Source organism: Arthrospira sp. PCC 8006 (genome assembly GCF_046480465.1).
In the GTDB taxonomy this organism is placed as follows: domain Bacteria; phylum Cyanobacteriota; class Cyanobacteriia; order Cyanobacteriales; family Microcoleaceae; genus Limnospira; species Limnospira platensis.
In genome coordinates this window covers 1-17,861 of the sequence record NZ_PKGG01000016.1, presented here as the reverse complement: position 1 = coordinate 17,861, position 17,861 = coordinate 1, and the positions used below count along the sequence as shown (strand labels likewise).

Genomic DNA, 17,861 nt, shown 5'->3' with positions numbered 1-17,861 from the left:
TAAGACTTCGTTGAGAATTTTTAACATTTTTTTAAAAAGTATTATCATTTATAGGCTTTAGTTTGAGATGGTCAAAACCGTATCAAAATTGTTGCTGTTTTGACTGGGGAGAGGGTTCTAGGTGCCAGGGCACTCGACTCCGCCCCGAAGGCAGATCAAACCTAAGTAAGATCAGTTTAAGAGAGAAACTTGTATATCAGTCATGGATGTGACACCAACAACTAAAAAGACGTTTTCCTTAACAACACCTCTATATTATGTCAATGATGTTCCCCATATTGGCAGCGCCTACACGACGATCGCCGCCGATGCGATCGCCCGTTGGAAGCGACTACAGGGATATGAAGTGCTGCTAATTACTGGTACCGATGAACACGGCCAGAAAATTCAAAGGACAGCAGAGGAGGCGGGATGTTCCCCCCAAGTTCACTGTGATCGGATAGTGAGCAGTTTTGAGAGTCTGTGGAAACTGCTGGAAATTCAGTATGATCGTTTTAGTCGGACTACCAGCCCCCGTCACGAGGCGATCGTCAGAGAATTTTTCCAAAGGGTTTGGGAAAATGAGGATATATATTTGAGCCAACAACAAGGCTGGTATTGTGTATCCTGTGAAGAGTTCAAAGAAAAACGGGAACTAATAGACGAGAAATATTGCCCCATTCACGTGAATAAAGAAGTAGAATGGAGGGACGAGCAGAACTATTTTTTCCGTCTGTCAAAATATCAAAAACAGCTCGAAGCCCTTTATCATGATCACCCCGACTTCATCGGGCCAGAAAGTCGCCGGAATGAAGTGATCAGTTTTGTTAACCAAGGGTTACAGGATTTCTCCATTTCTAGGGTGAATCTTGACTGGGGTTTCCCAGTTCCCATTGATCCCAGTCAAACCCTATATGTTTGGTTTGATGCACTACTAGGATATGTGACCGCGCTAGTTGATCCCGACTCAGAACCCAGCCTTTCTGAAGCGATCGCTAAATGGTGGCCGATAGACCTGCACCTAATTGGTAAAGACATCTTACGCTTCCATGCTGTTTACTGGCCAGCGATGTTAATGTCTGCCGACTTACCTTTACCTGGTCGTATCTTTGGACACGGTTTTCTAACTAAAGATGGTAAAAAGATGGGTAAGAGTTTAGGCAATACCCTTAATCCCGTGGAGTTGGTGAACCAATATGGTACCGATGCTGTCCGTTACTATTTTTTAAAAGAGATAGAATTTGGACAAGACGGTGATTATAATCAGACCAGATTTATTAATACCCTAAACGCCGACCTCGCCAATGATCTGGGCAATTTACTTAACCGGACTATGAAAATGGCTGCCAAATACTTTGACGGTAGAGTTCCGGCGATCGCAGTAGATAATATCTCTGCAGACAATCACCTAAAATCCATTGGTAGTTCCCTCGGTAACACCGTTAGTCAATTCTATGAAAAACTGGCGTTTAGCCAAGTGTGTGAGGCGGTTCTGGTTCTAGTTCAAGCTGGTAACAAATATGTAGACGAACAAGCACCCTGGTCACTGTATAAACGAGGGGAACTATCAGCCCTGAGTGAAGTGATCTACTCGGTGCTTGAGTCAGTCCGCTTGGCGGCTTATTTGTTAGCGCCAATTGTGCCAAATCTTAGCACGGCTGTCTACCAGCAACTGGGATACTCAATGAATTTTCAAGATCCTGAAGGGGCAGCCAAAATCATGGGTTTGGATAGCCATGCTCACTGGGGTATTTTACCAAGCGAGCAAGTGCTGGGAGAAGGTAAACCGGTTTTTCAAAAGCTGGAATCACCCAGTGCTGTAGTCTGATAAATTGATCTCCCTGAGACTGACAGAGGCGATCGAGCAGATTTAATCCCTTAATTATTGATAACTCAATGTTTAATTGAGATACACCTATTTGATCAGCATCATAAATAATAAATGAGGTTTAAAAATCATGTTGAATCATATCAACAACAGTAGTAACGACATATTCACCCCTGAACAGATTTTAGAAAATCGAGGGCGTGTGGCGATATTTATCGATGGCTCGAATCTGTTTTATGCCGCTTTACAATTAGGCATTGAAATTGATTACACGAAATTATTGTGCCGGCTAACCAGTGGTTCGCGATTATTGCGATCGTTTTTCTATACTGGGGTCGATCGCACTAATGAAAAGCAACAGGGATTTTTGCTGTGGATGCGTCGCAATGGGTATCGGGTGGTTGCTAAGGACTTAGTACAACTGCCAGATGGTTCTAAAAAAGCTAACCTAGATGTAGAAATTGCCGTAGATATGATCGCTCTAGTGGGTGCTTATGATACGGCGGTGCTGGTTAGTGGTGATGGCGATTTAGCTTATGCGGTCGATTGTGTCAGCTATAGAGGTGTGCGGGTGGAAGTGATTAGTTTGCGATCGATGACTAGCGACAGTCTAATTAATGTAGCCGATCGCTATATTGATCTCGAAGCGATCAAAGACGAAATTCAAAAAACCCCCCGCAGTCCTGGATATAGCTACCGTCCCCTATCAAGCATCAGTTTGATTGATGGAAAGGTTGAAGGCGCGTGATTTTTAAGAACTCAAACTACAGCCAACAGACAATCCCTGCCTTGTTGGGCTTGGGGATTGGCCAAATTATGTTGCTGATGTTGGTAATTTCTGGCGGGGGACTGGTAGGGTGTCAATCCCCCCAACCTTCAGAACCAACTACTTCTGAGGATCGCCCCCCCTCAGAAGAGTTTGAGAACACCCTGACTCTGGAAGATGTGGTACTCGAACAAGTAGACGAAGAGGGTCAATTGCTGTGGCAGGTGGAGGCTAAACAAGCAAGTTATAGTCAAGATCAGAAAATTGCGACGGTGACTGAACCGGTGGGGGAATTGTTTGTCAAGGGTGAGTTACGCTATAAAATTGAAGCTAAACAGGGGGAACTGCACCAAGATGGTCAGCGACTGTTTCTCCGAGATGATATTGTGGCTGTTGATCTCGAAAATGGTATTGTCTTGCGCGGTCAAGAGTTGGAATGGATTGTTAATGAGCAAATTCTGATTGTTCGTGACAATGTGACCGGAGAACATGAAAAAATGCAGGCGATCGCTACTGAGGTGCAATTATTCAATGATGACAAGCGGGTGGAATTTTGGAACCAAGTGGTGATCAACTTTAAGGAAGTAGGGGTGCAGCTACGCACTGATCACGTGATCTGGCGATGGGAAGAAGAAAGATTTATTTCTGAGCGTCGGGTGGAAATTGATCGCCTAGAAAATATGGTGGTGATTGATCGCGCCGTCGCTAAAAGTGCCGAACTAGATTTAACTACGGCTATAGCCACTTTCAAAGATAATGTTCAGATTGCCCTGTCTAACCCGCCATTACAGCTTTCCAGCGCTCAGTTACAGTGGAACTACCAAGAACAAACTCTTAATTCCCCAGGACCAATCACTATTATCGATCGCCAAGAGCAATTGACTTTTTCGGGTGATCAGGGTTGGGGAGATTTGGACAGCCAAATTTTTAACCTGATTGGTAATGTTCTGGGGGTGGCTGAAAACCGACAGGCTCAAATTAATGCTGATCTACTTACCTGGTATGTGCCACAACAAGCCTTTAAAGCAGAAGGTGATGTAATTTACCGCCAAGTTGACCCCCAGATGACTCTCCGGGGAGAAGTGGCTACGGGACAATTTTCTACTCAAACTGTGGTGGTCACTGGCGGAAATCAGGGCGATCGGGTAGTTACGGAAATTTTCCCCTAAACTAAATACAATCACGCTGGCAATGATGTTAAAATAGCCCCACACCACTTGCGAAGTCAATAACCCCTATTCTGGCTTCATTTTTTCTCGCCCTAGGGTGAGAATGATTAGATCTTGTAGGGATGATCCCCTTCTGGTAAAATCAATATCTAAAGTTAGTATAAAATACTTAGCTTACCAGATAACCAGGCCATTGTGTCAGTGGGGAGTCAGTAAGCTGTCTACCGATGGAGATTGGCTATACCTACATGGGTAGTCGCCAATTCTCAATTATGACACTGGTCTGGGTTGTCCTGCTCAAAATAGAGTGGTTGAGCTTGTAAACAGTTTTTTGCTTAGAGGGAACCTATGGTAAATCAGCCGGATCGCGTAGTTTTAATTGGTGTTGCTGGGGATTCCGGGTGCGGAAAATCTACCTTTTTGCGTCGTATAACAGATATCTTTGGAGAAGATTTTGTTACGGTCATCTGTTTAGATGATTATCATAGTCTCGATCGCAAGCAACGCAAGGAAACCGGGATTACCGCTCTCGATCCCCGCGCCAACAATTTTGACCTGATGTATGAGCAGATTAAAACGCTCAAAAGTGGTCAATCTATCAATAAACCTATCTATAACCATGAAACTGGTCTGATCGATCCGCCAGAACGTATCGATCCTAATCACATTGTGGTTATTGAAGGTCTACACCCCTTGTATGATGAGCGTGTCAGAGGTCTGTTAGACTTTAGCGTTTACCTCGATATTAGTGATGAGGTCAAAATCTCCTGGAAAATACAGCGGGATATGGCCGAACGGGGACACCGCTATGAGGATGTTTTGGCTTCTATTAATGCTCGTCGTCCTGACTTTGAAGCCTATATCGATCCTCAGAAGCAATATGCAGATGTGGTCATCCAAATTCTACCTACCCAATTGATTCCTGATGATAAGGAACACAAAGTCCTACGGGTGCGCCTGATGCAGCGCGATGGAGTAGAAGGTTTTGAACCGGCTTATCTTTTTGATGAGGGTTCCACTATCCACTGGACTCCTTGCGGTCGTAAGCTGACTTGTTCTTATCCCGGTATCAAAATGTTCTATGGGCCTGATGCTTACTATGGAAATGAGGTCTCTGTACTAGAGGTTGATGGGAAGTTCGATAACCTCGAAGAGATGATCTACGTTGAAGGTCACATGAGCAATATTGCTACAAAATACTATGGTGAACTAACTCATCTGTTGCGAGAACACCAAGATTACCCGGGTTCTAATGATGGCACTGGACTGTTCCAGGTTCTGGTCGGTCTGAAAATGCGAGCCACTTATGAACGCTTGGTCGGAAAAGGTGAAAAAGTGGCAGCGGCTGTTTAGCTATAAGCTCTCAACATTTCATTTCAACTCGCCCTTGGCTATTGGCTGGGGGCTTGTTCTTACTCTCGTGTTGATTTTTTAGTCAATTCCTGAGATTGACTCCCCAGGGGTTGACAAGGGGAGGCGATCGCGGTAGGATATTGACATATTCTCAAACAATGGGATATTGCCACAAATAAAAAAATTTCAATTATCCCATTATATTAGGAGTATAGCAGCAACCCCGGCAAAAGGCAACCCCCCCTCAAAAAAAGGCCGATTTTTTCACAAAACTTTACAAAACTTTACAAAGGTTAACATAATCCCTAGCTTGATAACTCAAGTTGGGGGAAAAAGGACAGGGGAGGTTAGTTGTTATTTGACAGCGTAGAGGTAATTATCGCCACTACCAAAATAGACAACCCCGCCTGAAACGGCTGGGGAAGAGAAAATACCATCTCCTGTTCTAAATTTCCAGCGTTCTTGTCCAGTGTTAACATCTAGGGCGTAGAGGTGATTATCGTGACTGCCAAAATAGACAACCCCGGCTGAGACGGCTGGGGAAGAGAAAATACCATCTCCTGTTCTAAAYYKCCAGCGTTCCTGTCCAGTGTTAGCATCTAGGGCATAAAGGTAATTATCGTGACTGCCAAAATAGACAATTCCTTCAGAGACGGCTGGGGAAGAGGAAATCACAGCTTGTGTTCTGAAGCGCCAGCGTTCCTGTCCAGTGTTAGCATCTAGGGCATAAAGGTGTCTATCCCAACTGCCAAAATAGACAATTCCTTCAGAGACGGCTGGGGAAGAGGAAATCGCAGCTTGTGTGCTAAACCTCCACACCAGTTGAGTCAATTCTGTGGGTCCACCTGGAGGATAGACTCCAGTTCGCTCTAGATTACCCCGAAACATGGTTGCACCGTCGCGTTGCATCTGCCAACTCCAGATAGCACTGGGGGATCGGGTTCTGAGGGCAGGGATAAACTGGCTGCCAATTGCCAAACCACCGACTACGAGGACTAATGTTGTGGCTGCACCCACGAGTCCCCACTGCCATAGTTTCAGGGGGGGACGAGTTGCGGGAACTACTACACCCATGGCTGATAAGACTTGACTAGCATTCTGCCAACGCAGGTCGGGGTTGGGAGTGACCATCTGTTCCAAAATGGCGTTGAGTTGGTCACTAATTAAACAGTGCTTATCCCAGTCCCAGTCGGGGTGGCGGCGGCGGGGACTGGGGACTTGTCCGGTGAGCAATTCCAGGGCTACTAAACCTAGGTCGTAAATATCTTGAGTCGGAGAACCGCTGACATTGGGGTTGTGTTTGAGTAAGAGAATTGTCTGTTGCCCTTCTTGTTGCAAGGTCTGCAAGGAAATCTTTTGATGGGCTTTTCCCTGACTGTGTAGGGGAACTAACTGGATTAAGACGGTTTCCAGGATGGCTTTAACTTCCGGTTCGGATAGTCTACGTTGGCTCCGATGATTTAAAACTTCATAGTAGGATATCATGACTGACTAGAGTTTGTGATTTAATTAAGTTTAACAAAATATTGGTTTTTACGCGGTCTAAATGTCGATCGCCGATTTCCGGGTAAGAGTTCTAAAAAAGGATGTAACACTTTGGCGGTGATGGCTGGATAAACAGCCAGATAGAAATGAATCCCAAAAAAGCGATTGCACCCCCCCAGATTCTTCTGGTGTTGATTTTTTAGTCAATATCTGAGATTGACTCCCAAGGAGTTGACAAGGGGAGGCGATCGCGGTAGGATATTGACATATAGTTTAATAATGGGATATTGCTACAAATAAAAAAATTGCAACTATCCGATTATATTAGGAGTATAGCAGCAACCCCGGCAAAAGGCAACCCCCTCCCTCAAAAAAGGCCGATTTTTTCACAAAACTTTACAAAACTTTACAAATACTTAATCAGGGGGGGTTGACAAGGGGAGGCGATCGCGGTAGGATATTGACATATAGTTTAATAATGGGATATTGCTACAAATAAAAAAATTGCAACTATCCGATTATATTAGGAGTATAGCAGCAACCCCGGCAAAAGGCAACCCCCCCTCWAAAAAAGGCCGATTTTTTCACAAAACTTTACAAATACTTAATCAGGGGGGGGTTGACAAGGGGAGGCGATCGCGGTAGGATATTGACATATTCTTAGACAATGGAATATTGCCACAAATAAAAAAATTGCAACTATCCAATTATATTAGGAGTATAGCAGCAACCCCGGCAAAAGGCAACCCCCCCCTCAAAAAAAGGCCGATTTTTTCACAAAACTTTACAAAACTTTACAAAAGTTAATATAATTCCAGGTCTGAGAACTCAAGTTGGGGGAAATAAGGAGAGGGGAGGGGAGGGGAGGTTAGTTGTTATTTGACAGCGTAGAGGTGATTATCGCCACTACCAAAATAGACGATGCCGTTTGAGACGGCTGGGGAAGAGCGAATCCAATTTTCTGTTTGAAAGCGCGAGGGTTGGTGTCCGGTGTTAGCATCTAGGGCGTAGAGATATCTATCCCAACTGCCAAAATAGACAATGCCTTCCGAGACGGCTGGGGAAGAGTCAATCACAGCTTGTGTTCTAAAGCGCCAGAGTTGGTGTCCGGTGTTAGCATCTAGGGCGTAGARGTGACTATCGSCACTGCCAAAATAGACGATGCCTTCCGAGACGGCTGGGGAAGAGCMAATCMAAKYTTCTGTTKGAAAGYGCCAGAGTTGTTGTCCGGTGTTAGCATCTAGGGCGTAGAGGTGATTATCGAAACTGCCAAAATAGACAACGCCGGCTTCAATGACTGGGGAAGAGGGAATATCACTTTCTGTTTGAAAGCGCCAGAGTTGCTGTCCGGTGTTAGCATCTAGGGCGTAGAGATGATTATCGCCACTGCCAAAATAGACGATGCCTTCCGAGACACTTGGGGAAGAGTCAATCCAACCTTGTGTTTGAAAGCGCCAGCGTTCCTTTCCAGTTTTAGCATCTAGGGCGTAGAGGTGATTATCCCGACTGCCAAAATAGATAACCCCTTCCGAGACGGCTGGGGAAGAGCGAATGGAACTTTCTGCGGAAAACTTCCACACCAGTCGAGTCAATTCTGTGGGTCCGCCTGGAGGATAGACTCCGGTTCGCTGGGGATTACCCCGAAACATGGCAGTATTCTCCTGTTCAATCTGCCAACTCCAGATAGGACTGGGAACTAGGGGTCTGAGGGCGGGAATAAACTGGCTACCAATTGCCAAACCACCGACTAGGACGACTAATGTTGTGGCTACCTCAACCAGTACCCACTGCCATGGTTTCAGGGGGAGAGGAGGGGTGGGAACTACTAAGCCCATGGCTGATAAGACTTGACTAGCATTCTGCCAACGCTGGTCGGGGTTGGGAGTGACCATCTTTTCCAAAATGGCGTTGAGTTGGTCGCTGATTAAACAGTGGTGATTCCAGTCCCAGGTTAGGTCAATGCGGCGGGGACTGGGGACTTGTCCGGTGAGCAATTCGAGGGCTACTAAACCTAAGTCGTAAATATCTTGGGTTGGAGAAGCGCTGATATTGGGGTGTTCTGGGGGCAACAGAATCGTCTGTTCCCCTTGTTGTTGCAAGGTTTGCAAGGAAATATTTTGATGGGCTTTTCCCTGACGGTGCAGAGGTACTAACTGGATTAAGATGGTTTGGAGGATGGCTTGAACTTCGGGTTCGGATAGTCGGTGCTGAGGCCGATCGCTTAAAATTTGACAGTAGGATATCATGACTGACTAGAGTTGGTAATTTAATTGGGTTTAAGGAGAAATTTTGGGCCACCCTGTCTAAATATCGATCGCCGATTTCCGGGCAAAAGTTCTAAAAAAGGATGTAACACTTTGGCGGTCACGCCTGGATGAACAGCCAGATATAAATGAATCCTAAAAGAGCGATCGCTACGTTATTATTCTAATACGGCATTCGTGCTTTACAAACAGGGTTAATTCCTGGAGATTATGTGATTTTTTGACTGTTACTAAGTTGGCAACCAGATTAATGCAGCAATTGACTGGTGCTGTTGAGATAGGGATTCCCCTCTTGGTTAATGTCAGCTTCAACATTAGGGGGGTTGACAAGGGGAGGCGATCGCGGTAGAATATTGACATATTCTTACATAATGGAACATTGCCACAAATAAAAAAATTGCAACTATCCCATTATATTAGAAGTATAGCAGCAACTCCAGCAAAAGGCAACCCCCCTCAAAAAAAAGCCGATTTTTTCACAAAACTTTACAAATACTTAATAAGGGGGGTTGACAAGGGGTGGCGATCGCGGTAGAATATTGACATATTCTTACATAATGGAACATTGCCACAAATAAAAAAATTGCAACTATCCGATTATATTAGAAGTATAGCAGCAACCCCAGCAAAAGGCAACCCCCCCCTCAAAAAAAGGCCGATTTTTTCACAAAACTTTACAAAACTTTACAAAATCCCAGTACAGAGCTGATGGGTAACAATATACAGAGCAAGGGCAAAGTTAGCAAAAAAACCACCAGATGAATAATGTTGTTGATTATCTTCGAGTGAGCCTAATAGATCGGTGTAACTTTCGATGCCAGTATTGTATGCCGGAGGGGGCAGAAATTGACTATATCCTAGAGATGGACTTACTGACTAACTGGGAACTGCTGAAGCTGCTAAGGGAAGTTTTTATCCCGGTGGGGTTCACTAAGTTTCGTCTAACGGGGGGTGAACCGTTGCTGCGTCCTGGGGTAACGGAATTAGTGTCAAAAATCGCGGGATTCCCGGAAACGGAGGATCTATCAATGACGACTAATGGTTTTTTGCTATCCCCGATGGCAGAATCTCTTTATCAGGCAGGTTTAAGGCGGATTAATATTAGCTTAGACTCTCTAGTACCTGAGATTTTTAATCAAATTATTGGTAATCGTGGGCGCGATCGCTGGCGACAGGTTTGGGACGGAATCCAATCGGCTTATCGGGTAGGGTTCAACCCACTGAAGCTGAATGTGGTGGTAATTCCGGGGGTAAATGACGATGAAATCCTAGATTTAGCAGGGTTAACGATAGACCGGGATTGGCACGTTCGGTTTATCGAATTTATGCCTATTGGCAATGGCGAGTTATTTGGCGATCGCGGTTGGGTAGCATCGGAAAAGCTGAGAGAGGAAATTCGGGAGCGTTGGGGTTTAGCAGAATCCCAGGTACGAGGGAACGGACCAGCAGATATATTTCAAATTCCGGGTGCTAAGGGAACCCTAGGATTTATCAGCCAGATGTCGGAATGTTTTTGCGATCGCTGTAACCGAATGCGCCTATCGGCGGATGGTTGGTTAAGGCCTTGCTTACTGAATGAAACGGGTCAGATCGACCTAAAAACGGCTTTACGGGAGGGTGTTCCGGTGGAGGACCTACAAAAACAGGTTAGGGATTTGCTAGGTATGAAACCGGAAATCAATTTTAAGGACAGGGATACAGGAAGCTCCCAGGGATATAGCCGCACGATGTCGCAAATTGGTGGTTAATGGAATTGATATTCTCCCGTTAGAAAGTTTGTTTAACGGGAGAATGCCAATAATTAAGCCATACGGGAATAGTATTCAACGACGAGTAGTTCATTGATGGAAAGAGCGACCCATTCTCTTTCAATCACACCATTTACTGTAGCAGTGAGATTATTTTTATCTAACTCCAAATGGCTAGGGACGTTAGCTAAACCAGGATACTGAAGATTAGCTTTGACCATTTCGCGAGATTTGTCTCTATTTCTCACGCCAATGATTTCGCCCGGACGGCACTGATAGCTGGCAATATCTACAACTTTACCGTTAACGGTGATATGACCGTGGTTAACTAACTGTCGGGCTGCGGGGATAGTGGGAGCCATACCGAGACGGAACACGGTGTTATCCAAACGCATTTCTAGGTATTGCAGCAAGACTTGACCGGTGGAACCGGAGGCGCGACGGGCTTTGCGGACATAACGCAACAGTTGTCGTTCAGACAAACCATAGTTAAACCGGAGTTTTTGCTTTTCTTCTAAACGAACTGCATATTCTGAACGTTTGCGGCGAGCTTGACCGTGCTGACCAGGGGGATAGGCACGTCGGGCTGTTTTCCGGGTGAGTCCGGGAAGATCCCCTAAACGACGTGCAACCCGAAGCCGGGGTCCTCGATATCGAGACATCTAAGTTCCTCTCAACATAAAAATTTCACCAATCTTCTATTATAAGTTCTTGAAACGAAAATGGGCAAGATGTAAAGGCGATCGCTTTGAAAAACAGGCGGTGGTATGATGAGCGAAAATTTGATTAGCTATATTGAAGCAAATGTTGAATTCCCAAAAATTGGCTTGGGGTCTTCCCCTGACAGTAGTTAGCCTGTTATGGGCTATGATTCCGGTAAAATCGGCGGCTCAAGGTTTCCCGTCTTATCGGTTGACGGTTGAGGCTGATTATGCTAGATGTGTGAGAGAATTGGAGGATGCTGGGGTGTCTCCTCGGGCTACAGCGACGGCTTGTGGTATGGCGATTAGACCTACAAGTATTGGTGAGTGCGTGACTCTTATTACTCGTGATGCTGGTATCGCTGGGGATGAGGCGGTTTTGGGATGTATGAGTGTTCGCCGCCCGCAGGAGTTGGCTAATTGTGTGGTTAATATTACTAGGAGCAATAGTGAGGCTAATGCTTTAACTGTGTTGGAAGGTTGCGGTCGCTCTCTTCTACCGGAACGTTATGCTTCTTGTGTGGTGGGAATGGGTAGCGGTAGCACGGAATTTGCTGTTAATGACTTACTTAGGGTTTGTCTAAATCCCCCAGAACAGTTTAGTGATATGGATAGGAGATTTTAAATAGTTGTTGGCGCGATAGTTTAAGGGGTTCTATAGCTATTGCGTCTAACTATTGAATAAAATGGGGTGGAGATGGTTGCGGGGCTGATGGGCTAATTCTATGGCTAAGGCGATCGCCGCTTGAAAACTGGAGGGGTCAGCAATACCTTGACCGACGATATCAAAGGCGGTTCCGTGGTCGGGGGAGGTGCGGATAAAGGGTAAACCAATGGTGGTATTAACGGCGCGATCGAATGCCATTAGCTTAACGGGGATTAAGCCTTGATCGTGGTAAAGGGCGAGGTAAGCATCATGGGCGGCTGTGTTTTGGCCATACCAGGCTTGACCGGGTTTGACCCATAATGTATCGGGGGGGATAGGTCCGTCTAGTTGAATTTGGGGATAGCGATCGCGTTTTTGTTGTATCCAGGGAATTAGCCAATCTTGTTCTTCGGTTCCCAACTGACCGTTTTCGCCGCTGTGGGGATTAAGTCCAGCAACGGCTATTTTGGGGGTTTTAATACCAAAATCCTGGTCTMGGGAGAGAATGAGTAACTCTAGTTTCTGGTCTAGGAGTTGAGGGGTGAGGGTTTGAGGGACTTGTGATAGGGGAATATGGGTGGTGGCGAGTAAGGTGCGTAAAGTCCAGTTACTATGGGGCGATCGGGCTACAAATAGCATTCCGTAGCGGTTAACTTGGGAACGCAGTGCTAAAAGTTCGGTTTGTCCTGGGTAGTGATGTCCGGCGGCTTTCCAGTGGTTTTTGGCAATAGGTCCGGTAACAATTCCCTGAAATTGACCTTTGAGGGTGGAGGCGATCGCTGTTTCCAGATAAGCAAAACTCGCCGTCCCACTGCTGACATTTCCGACCCCAAATTGAATGGAGGATGGGGAGGGTCCATCATTAATATCTAAAATATTGAGATGATCAGGATTAGCGATCGCTTGAGTAGTTTTCCTGAGTTGTTGGTAGGTATTTTCCAATACCCAACGGCTACCCACCACAGTGATCTCGCACTTGTCAGTCCAAGTGGAATTAGCCAAAGCCTTCAAGACTACCTCCGGCCCTATTCCTGCCGGATCTCCCAAAGTAATCGCCAAACGTCTTAACATTTCTACCCTTAACTTAACATAATTTTATTATTGAGGTTCAGCCTGTCATAAACTGCCGAGATTTTACCAAATCTTCACAATCAAGATGTTAAGTTTTACAATAGCCCCTATATCGATTTAAGTCAACAGCTTATACTAAATAATGTGTTAATTTTCAGGCTCATTCCAGACTCGACAGATTTAAATTGTATCAACCCAAACTCCCTATTGAGTAACATCTATGAAAGTTGGAATCCTAGCAGGTGGATTGGGAACCCGCCTTGCCGAAGAAACAGAAAGTAAACCCAAGCCCATGGTCGAAATCGGAGGTCGTCCTATCCTCTGGCATATCATGATGCACTATGGATACCATGGATTTAAGGACTTTATTATTGCCTTGGGTTACAAATCAGAAGTAATCAAAAAATATATGGTAGATTACTGTTCTTTAAACAGTAATAAGCTCACAGTTAACCTAGGCACAGGCAAAGTTAACATTGATGGGGGCTACCGTCAGGATTGGATAGTAGAACTACTAGATACCGGGTTATATACCAATACTGGCGGGCGGATAAAGCAACTTATTCCCCATGTAAATAATGAGACATTTATGTTAACTTGGGGTGATGGAGTTTCGGATATTAACCTCAAGCAATTATTAGAATTTCACCAAAGTCACGGCAAACTAGCCACCATGACAGTGGTGCGACCCCCTGCGCGTTTTGGTCTACCCAAAATAGACGGAAATCGAGTAGTTGAATTTTCCGAAAAACCTCAAATTAGTGAAGGATGGATTAACGGTGCTTTCTTTGTACTAGAGCCCGGAATTTATGATTACATTGCTGGGGATGATACCCAGTGGGAAAAAGAACCCTTAGAAAACCTAGCCAAAGATGGTCAATTAATGGCTTATCAATATGACGGTTTTTGGCAGTGTATGGATACTCTGCGAGATAAACGTCGTTTAGAAGCACTGTGGGAAACCAATCAAGCACCTTGGAAAACTTGGAGAGAAGAAGATGAAATTATTACTGACGGGACACAAGGGTTACATCGGGACAATATTAGTCCCAATGCTGTTAGCAAAAAAGCATGAAGTTATTGGACTAGACAGCGACATATTCAAACAGTGTACATTTGGGGAAGGGATTACAGAAATTCCCGAAATATGTAAGGATATTCGCGACATTGAAGCCTCAGACGTTGAGGGTTTCGATGCAATTTTGCACCTAGCGGGACTGTCAAACGACCCCCTAGGAAATCTGAATCCTGAGTTAACTTACGAAATCAATCATCAGGCTTCTGTGAAGTTAGCCAAACTAGCCAAAGAAGCCGGAGTAAGTCGCTATATCTTCTCATCATCTTGTAGTAACTATGGCGCAGGAGGAGACGACTGGCTAACGGAGGAATCACCTTTTAATCCAGTCACTCCCTACGGTATTTCCAAGGTAATGGTTGAACAAGATGTTAGCAAACTAGCAGACGATAACTTTAGTCCTACTTTTCTGCGTAATGCTACAGCCTATGGTGTTTCTCCCCGTTTACGGTTTGACTTGGTATTAAACAACTTAGTGGCTTGGGCTTTCACTACGGGGCGGGTTTATATCAAGAGTGATGGGACTCCTTGGCGACCCATTGTTCATATTGAGGATATTTGCCGAGCTTTCATTGCTACCTTACACGCCCCGCGAGAAGTCGTGCATAATCAAGCCTTTAATGTCGGTCGTAATGAGGATAACTACCGCATCCGTGACCTAGCGAATATAGTTGAAGAAATTGTGCCCAATTGCACGATTGAATATGCAGAAGATGGCGGACCTGATAAGCGTTGTTATCGGGTAAATTGTAGCAAGATTTTAGAAGCCTTACCAGAGTTTCAACCGGAATGGAATGCGCGTCGTGGTGCGTCAGAACTCTATGCAGCGTATCAAAAAATCGGACTGACTCTCGAAGAGTTTGAGGGGGAACGCTACAAACGTATTGCTCACATTCAGAAACTCATTGGAGAAGGAAGTTTAGATAATAGCTTGCGCTGGAAAAGCCCGGTCAATGCTTAAATATACAACTGTTTAGCCAAGGTTAAATCATCTATTAACCATTTAAAAATGGCATCATAAACCCCTTAATTAATAGCTGTTGAAGTGTGTTAAATAAGTTGAAAAATCGACTTTATGACTATCTAACCAACAGCTAGAGATAATAGCTATAGGCTTGTGATTCCATTTAGTTAATTAGTAGCCGGGTTAGACAAGACCATATCTATAAATTGACTCCGTAATTGAGTCAGTTTCCAAATATTCTGATCCTGTAGCAATCAAACATCTTTAAAATATGCCTGACTCCATACCAGTCTGTCGTTCTTGTGGTTCAGAAAACCTAGAACTAATTATTTCCTTTGGCTACACTCCCCTAGCTGATGGATTAATCACCCGCGAGAATATTGATAAGCCGGAATATACAGCCCTTCTGGATTTAGTATTTTGTCCAGACTGTGGACTGGTTCAGATAACGGTTAGTGTTCCCCCAGAAATTCTGTTTGGTCGAGATTATCCTTATTTTTCGTCAGTCTCTCCTTCGTTACTGAAGCATTTTGGTGATAGCGCCGAAAACATTATTAAATCCAGAAAATTGAATAGTAATAGTCTGGTAATTGAGGCGGCGAGTAATGATGGATATATGCTGAAAAACTTTCTGGAACAAGGGATTCCGGTTTTAGGAATTGACCCGGCTAAGGGTCCGGTAGCGAAAGCGAGAGAATCAGGAGTTACGACAATTCATGATTTTTTCACTAAAGATTTAGCCCAAAAATTAGAGGCTGAGGGCAAAAAAGCGGATGTATTTTTAGCCAATAATGTTTTGGCTCATGTCCCTGATTTAAATGGCTTTGTTGAGGGGATTTATACGCTATTAAAGCCGGATGGTGTAGCGGTAATTGAAGCTCCCTATGTGGTAGATTTAGTAGATCATTGTGAATTTGATACTATCTATCATCAACACTTGTGTTATTTTTCAGTAACGGCGCTTGAGCGTCTATTTCGCCGCCATTCTCTGTATCTAAATGATATTGAGCGGACGGCTATTCATGGGGGTTCTTTGCGGTTGTTTGTGGAACGGAAAGAGGCGGTTCAAAACTCGGTAAAATCTCTGCTTAAACAGGAGAGGGAATTAAAGGTAGACCGTATGGACTATTATAAAGATTTTGCCGATCGCATAGAGGTTATTAAGGATAATTTACTAAATATTCTGTGGGAGTTGAAGCGACAGAATAAAAGGGTAGTAGGTTACGGTGCGGCGGCGAAAGCGACGACGTTGTTAAGCTATTTTGGTATTAATAAAACTCTGTTAGATTATGTAGCGGACTTGAACCAATTTAAACACGGACGTTTTATGAGTATCAATCATTTACCGATTGTACCGCCGTCAAGATTAGTAGAAGACCAGCCCGATTATGTTTTAATTTTGGCGTGGAATTTTGCGGAAGAAATTATCAAGCAGCAACAGGCTTACCGAGACGGGGGTGGGAAGTTTATCATTCCGATACCTCAGCCAAAAATTGTGGGTTGATAATCGGGAAATTCTGGGAGATTAAGCAGCGCCAATATTGAGTTTTAATTGAGTTTTATTGGTAGTAAAATTAGGAGATAAATATGAGTAGTAAATCAGTGGCAGATGTGGCTAATACTGAACCGGAGTTTAAGTTAGTTGAGCATACTTGTCCTAACTGCGGTCATCAGGAAATGTGGGTTTTCTACGAGGTGCGGGATGTCCCAGTTCATAGTTGCTTAATGATGCCAACCCGACAGGAGGCTTTAGATTTTCCGCGCGGGGATGTGGTGTTAGGATACTGTGAAAATTGCGGTTTTATTACGAATACTGAGTTTGATTCCAAATGGTCAGCCTACGCCCCGAATTATGAAGACCAGCAAAGTTTTTCACCAACATTTAATCAGTTTGCTCTGGATTTAGCGAATCGGCTGATTAATAAGTATAATCTCCGGGATAAAGATGTAGTTGAAATCGGCTGTAGCAAGGGTGATTTTTTGGTGCTAATGTGCGAGTTAGGGAATAACCGAGGGGTGGGTATTGACCCTTCGGCGGTGGTGGGACGAGTCCAAAGCCCAGCCACGGAACGAATTAGGTTTATTCAAGACTATTATTCAGAGGGCTACAGTGAATATGTGGGGGATTTTATCTGCTGTCGCCATACTTTAGAACATATCTACCCAACGGCTGAATTTGTGGGGACGGTGCGGCGTTCAATTGGGAACCGCCCAACTTCTGTCTTTTTTGAAATTCCCGATATGGGTCGAGTTTTGAAGGATTTGGCTTTTGAGGACATCTACTATGAACATTGTTCTTATTTTACGCCAGGAACTTTGGCTCGTTTATTCCGGGCTTCTGGGTTTGAGGTGACGGATGTATATTTAGCCTATGGTGACCAATATCTGTTAATTGAGGGGGAACCTGTCTCGGATTTGTCCGGTAAAATTCATCCTTTTGAGGAAAGCCCAGAGGAAGTTAAACAGGATATGAAATATTTTGCGACTCATGTTCAAGGCAAAATTAATCATTGGAAAGAACATCTAAAGACCGCCCAGGAAGCCGGAAAGCGGGTTGTAGTTTGGGGTTCTGGTTCTAAATGTGTGGCGTTTCTGACGACTTTAAAAACTGAGAATCAGGTGCAGTATATTGTAGATATTAATCCTCACCGACACGGACAGTTTATTCCGGGTGTTGGTCATGAAATTATGTCGCCGGAATTTTTGAAGGAATATCAGCCGGATGAGATTATTGTGATGAACCCGATTTACTGTGCAGAAATCCAGAAAATGCTGGATGAGATGGGGGTRTCAACAGAGCTGATTCCTTTGA

The 17,861-nt window shown here is 44.5% G+C and carries 14 protein-coding genes; 10 read left to right on the top strand and 4 right to left on the bottom strand.

Annotated elements, in window-relative coordinates; genetic code table 11:
• The first annotated feature begins 202 nt into the window (after window positions 1-202).
• The 4 genes from metG (at window position 203) to B9T16_RS04610 (ending at window position 5,095) form a co-directional block, all read left to right on the top strand.
• The gene (metG, locus tag B9T16_RS04625) at window positions 203-1,807 is read left to right on the top strand and encodes a methionine--tRNA ligase (RefSeq protein WP_006616868.1); all 1,605 of its coding nucleotides are present in this window, start codon (window positions 203-205) and stop codon (window positions 1,805-1,807) included.
• Window positions 1,808-1,937: 130 nt separating this feature from the next.
• Window positions 1,938-2,555 carry an NYN domain-containing protein gene (locus B9T16_RS04620; protein ID WP_006616867.1) on the top strand — a complete coding sequence of 206 codons (618 nt, stop codon included), beginning with the start codon at window positions 1,938-1,940 and terminating at the stop codon, window positions 2,553-2,555.
• Window positions 2,552-3,742: an LPS export ABC transporter periplasmic protein LptC gene (lptC, locus tag B9T16_RS04615; protein ID WP_006616866.1), complete on the top strand. Its 1,191-nt coding sequence runs from the start codon at window positions 2,552-2,554 to the stop codon at window positions 3,740-3,742. Before B9T16_RS04620 ends, lptC begins: the two co-directional genes overlap by 4 nt.
• Before the next feature lie 348 nt (window positions 3,743-4,090).
• A complete protein-coding gene (locus tag B9T16_RS04610; protein WP_410244206.1) occupies window positions 4,091-5,095 on the top strand; it encodes a phosphoribulokinase in 1,005 nt (334 codons plus the stop codon).
• Window positions 5,096-5,449: 354 nt separating this feature from the next.
• On the opposite strand, the gene B9T16_RS04605 is transcribed toward B9T16_RS04610, so the two are convergent.
• Together B9T16_RS04605 and B9T16_RS04600 are read right to left on the bottom strand one after the other, a co-directional pair.
• Complete coding sequence (locus B9T16_RS04605; RefSeq protein WP_410244205.1) at window positions 5,450-6,580, bottom strand: PQQ-binding-like beta-propeller repeat protein; 1,131 nt, start codon at window positions 6,578-6,580, stop codon at window positions 5,450-5,452.
• Between the two features lie 875 nt (window positions 6,581-7,455).
• A complete protein-coding gene (locus B9T16_RS04600; RefSeq protein ID WP_410244204.1) occupies window positions 7,456-8,826 on the bottom strand; it encodes a PQQ-binding-like beta-propeller repeat protein in 1,371 nt (456 codons plus the stop codon).
• 776 nt (window positions 8,827-9,602) lie between these two features.
• Here B9T16_RS04600 and moaA point away from each other — a divergent pair.
• Window positions 9,603-10,592: a GTP 3',8-cyclase MoaA gene (gene moaA, locus B9T16_RS04595; protein ID WP_014277204.1), complete on the top strand. Its 990-nt coding sequence runs from the start codon at window positions 9,603-9,605 to the stop codon at window positions 10,590-10,592.
• Window positions 10,593-10,645: 53 nt separating this feature from the next.
• On the opposite strand, the gene rpsD is transcribed toward moaA, so the two are convergent.
• Window positions 10,646-11,254 carry a 30S ribosomal protein S4 gene (gene rpsD, locus B9T16_RS04590; RefSeq protein WP_006618547.1) on the bottom strand — a complete coding sequence of 203 codons (609 nt, stop codon included), beginning with the start codon at window positions 11,252-11,254 and terminating at the stop codon, window positions 10,646-10,648.
• Window positions 11,255-11,396: 142 nt separating this feature from the next.
• Between rpsD and B9T16_RS04585 the strand changes: the two genes are divergently transcribed.
• Window positions 11,397-11,918, top strand: a complete 522-nt coding sequence (locus tag B9T16_RS04585) for a hypothetical protein (RefSeq protein ID WP_006618546.1) — start codon at window positions 11,397-11,399, stop codon at window positions 11,916-11,918.
• A gap of 45 nt (window positions 11,919-11,963) precedes the next feature.
• Here the strand turns inward: B9T16_RS04585 and pdxA are convergent, their stop codons facing one another.
• Window positions 11,964-13,010, bottom strand: a complete 1,047-nt coding sequence (pdxA, locus tag B9T16_RS04580; RefSeq protein ID WP_410244203.1) for a 4-hydroxythreonine-4-phosphate dehydrogenase PdxA — start codon at window positions 13,008-13,010, stop codon at window positions 11,964-11,966.
• A gap of 220 nt (window positions 13,011-13,230) precedes the next feature.
• Between pdxA and rfbF the strand changes: the two genes are divergently transcribed.
• The 4 genes from rfbF to B9T16_RS04560 all read left to right on the top strand — a co-directional run.
• Window positions 13,231-14,085 carry a glucose-1-phosphate cytidylyltransferase gene (gene rfbF / locus B9T16_RS04575; protein WP_014277206.1) on the top strand — a complete coding sequence of 285 codons (855 nt, stop codon included), beginning with the start codon at window positions 13,231-13,233 and terminating at the stop codon, window positions 14,083-14,085.
• Window positions 14,063-15,046 (top strand): NAD-dependent epimerase/dehydratase family protein, encoded by a 984-nt coding sequence (locus tag B9T16_RS04570; RefSeq protein ID WP_006618543.1) that lies wholly within the window; start codon window positions 14,063-14,065, stop codon window positions 15,044-15,046. Before rfbF ends, B9T16_RS04570 begins: the two co-directional genes overlap by 23 nt.
• A gap of 274 nt (window positions 15,047-15,320) precedes the next feature.
• Window positions 15,321-16,553, top strand: coding sequence for a class I SAM-dependent methyltransferase (locus tag B9T16_RS04565; RefSeq protein ID WP_062946004.1), 1,233 nt, complete (start codon window positions 15,321-15,323; stop codon window positions 16,551-16,553).
• 83 nt (window positions 16,554-16,636) lie between these two features.
• Window positions 16,637-17,861: class I SAM-dependent methyltransferase (locus tag B9T16_RS04560; protein WP_410244202.1), on the top strand; the 1,225-nt coding region annotated here is incomplete at its 3' end.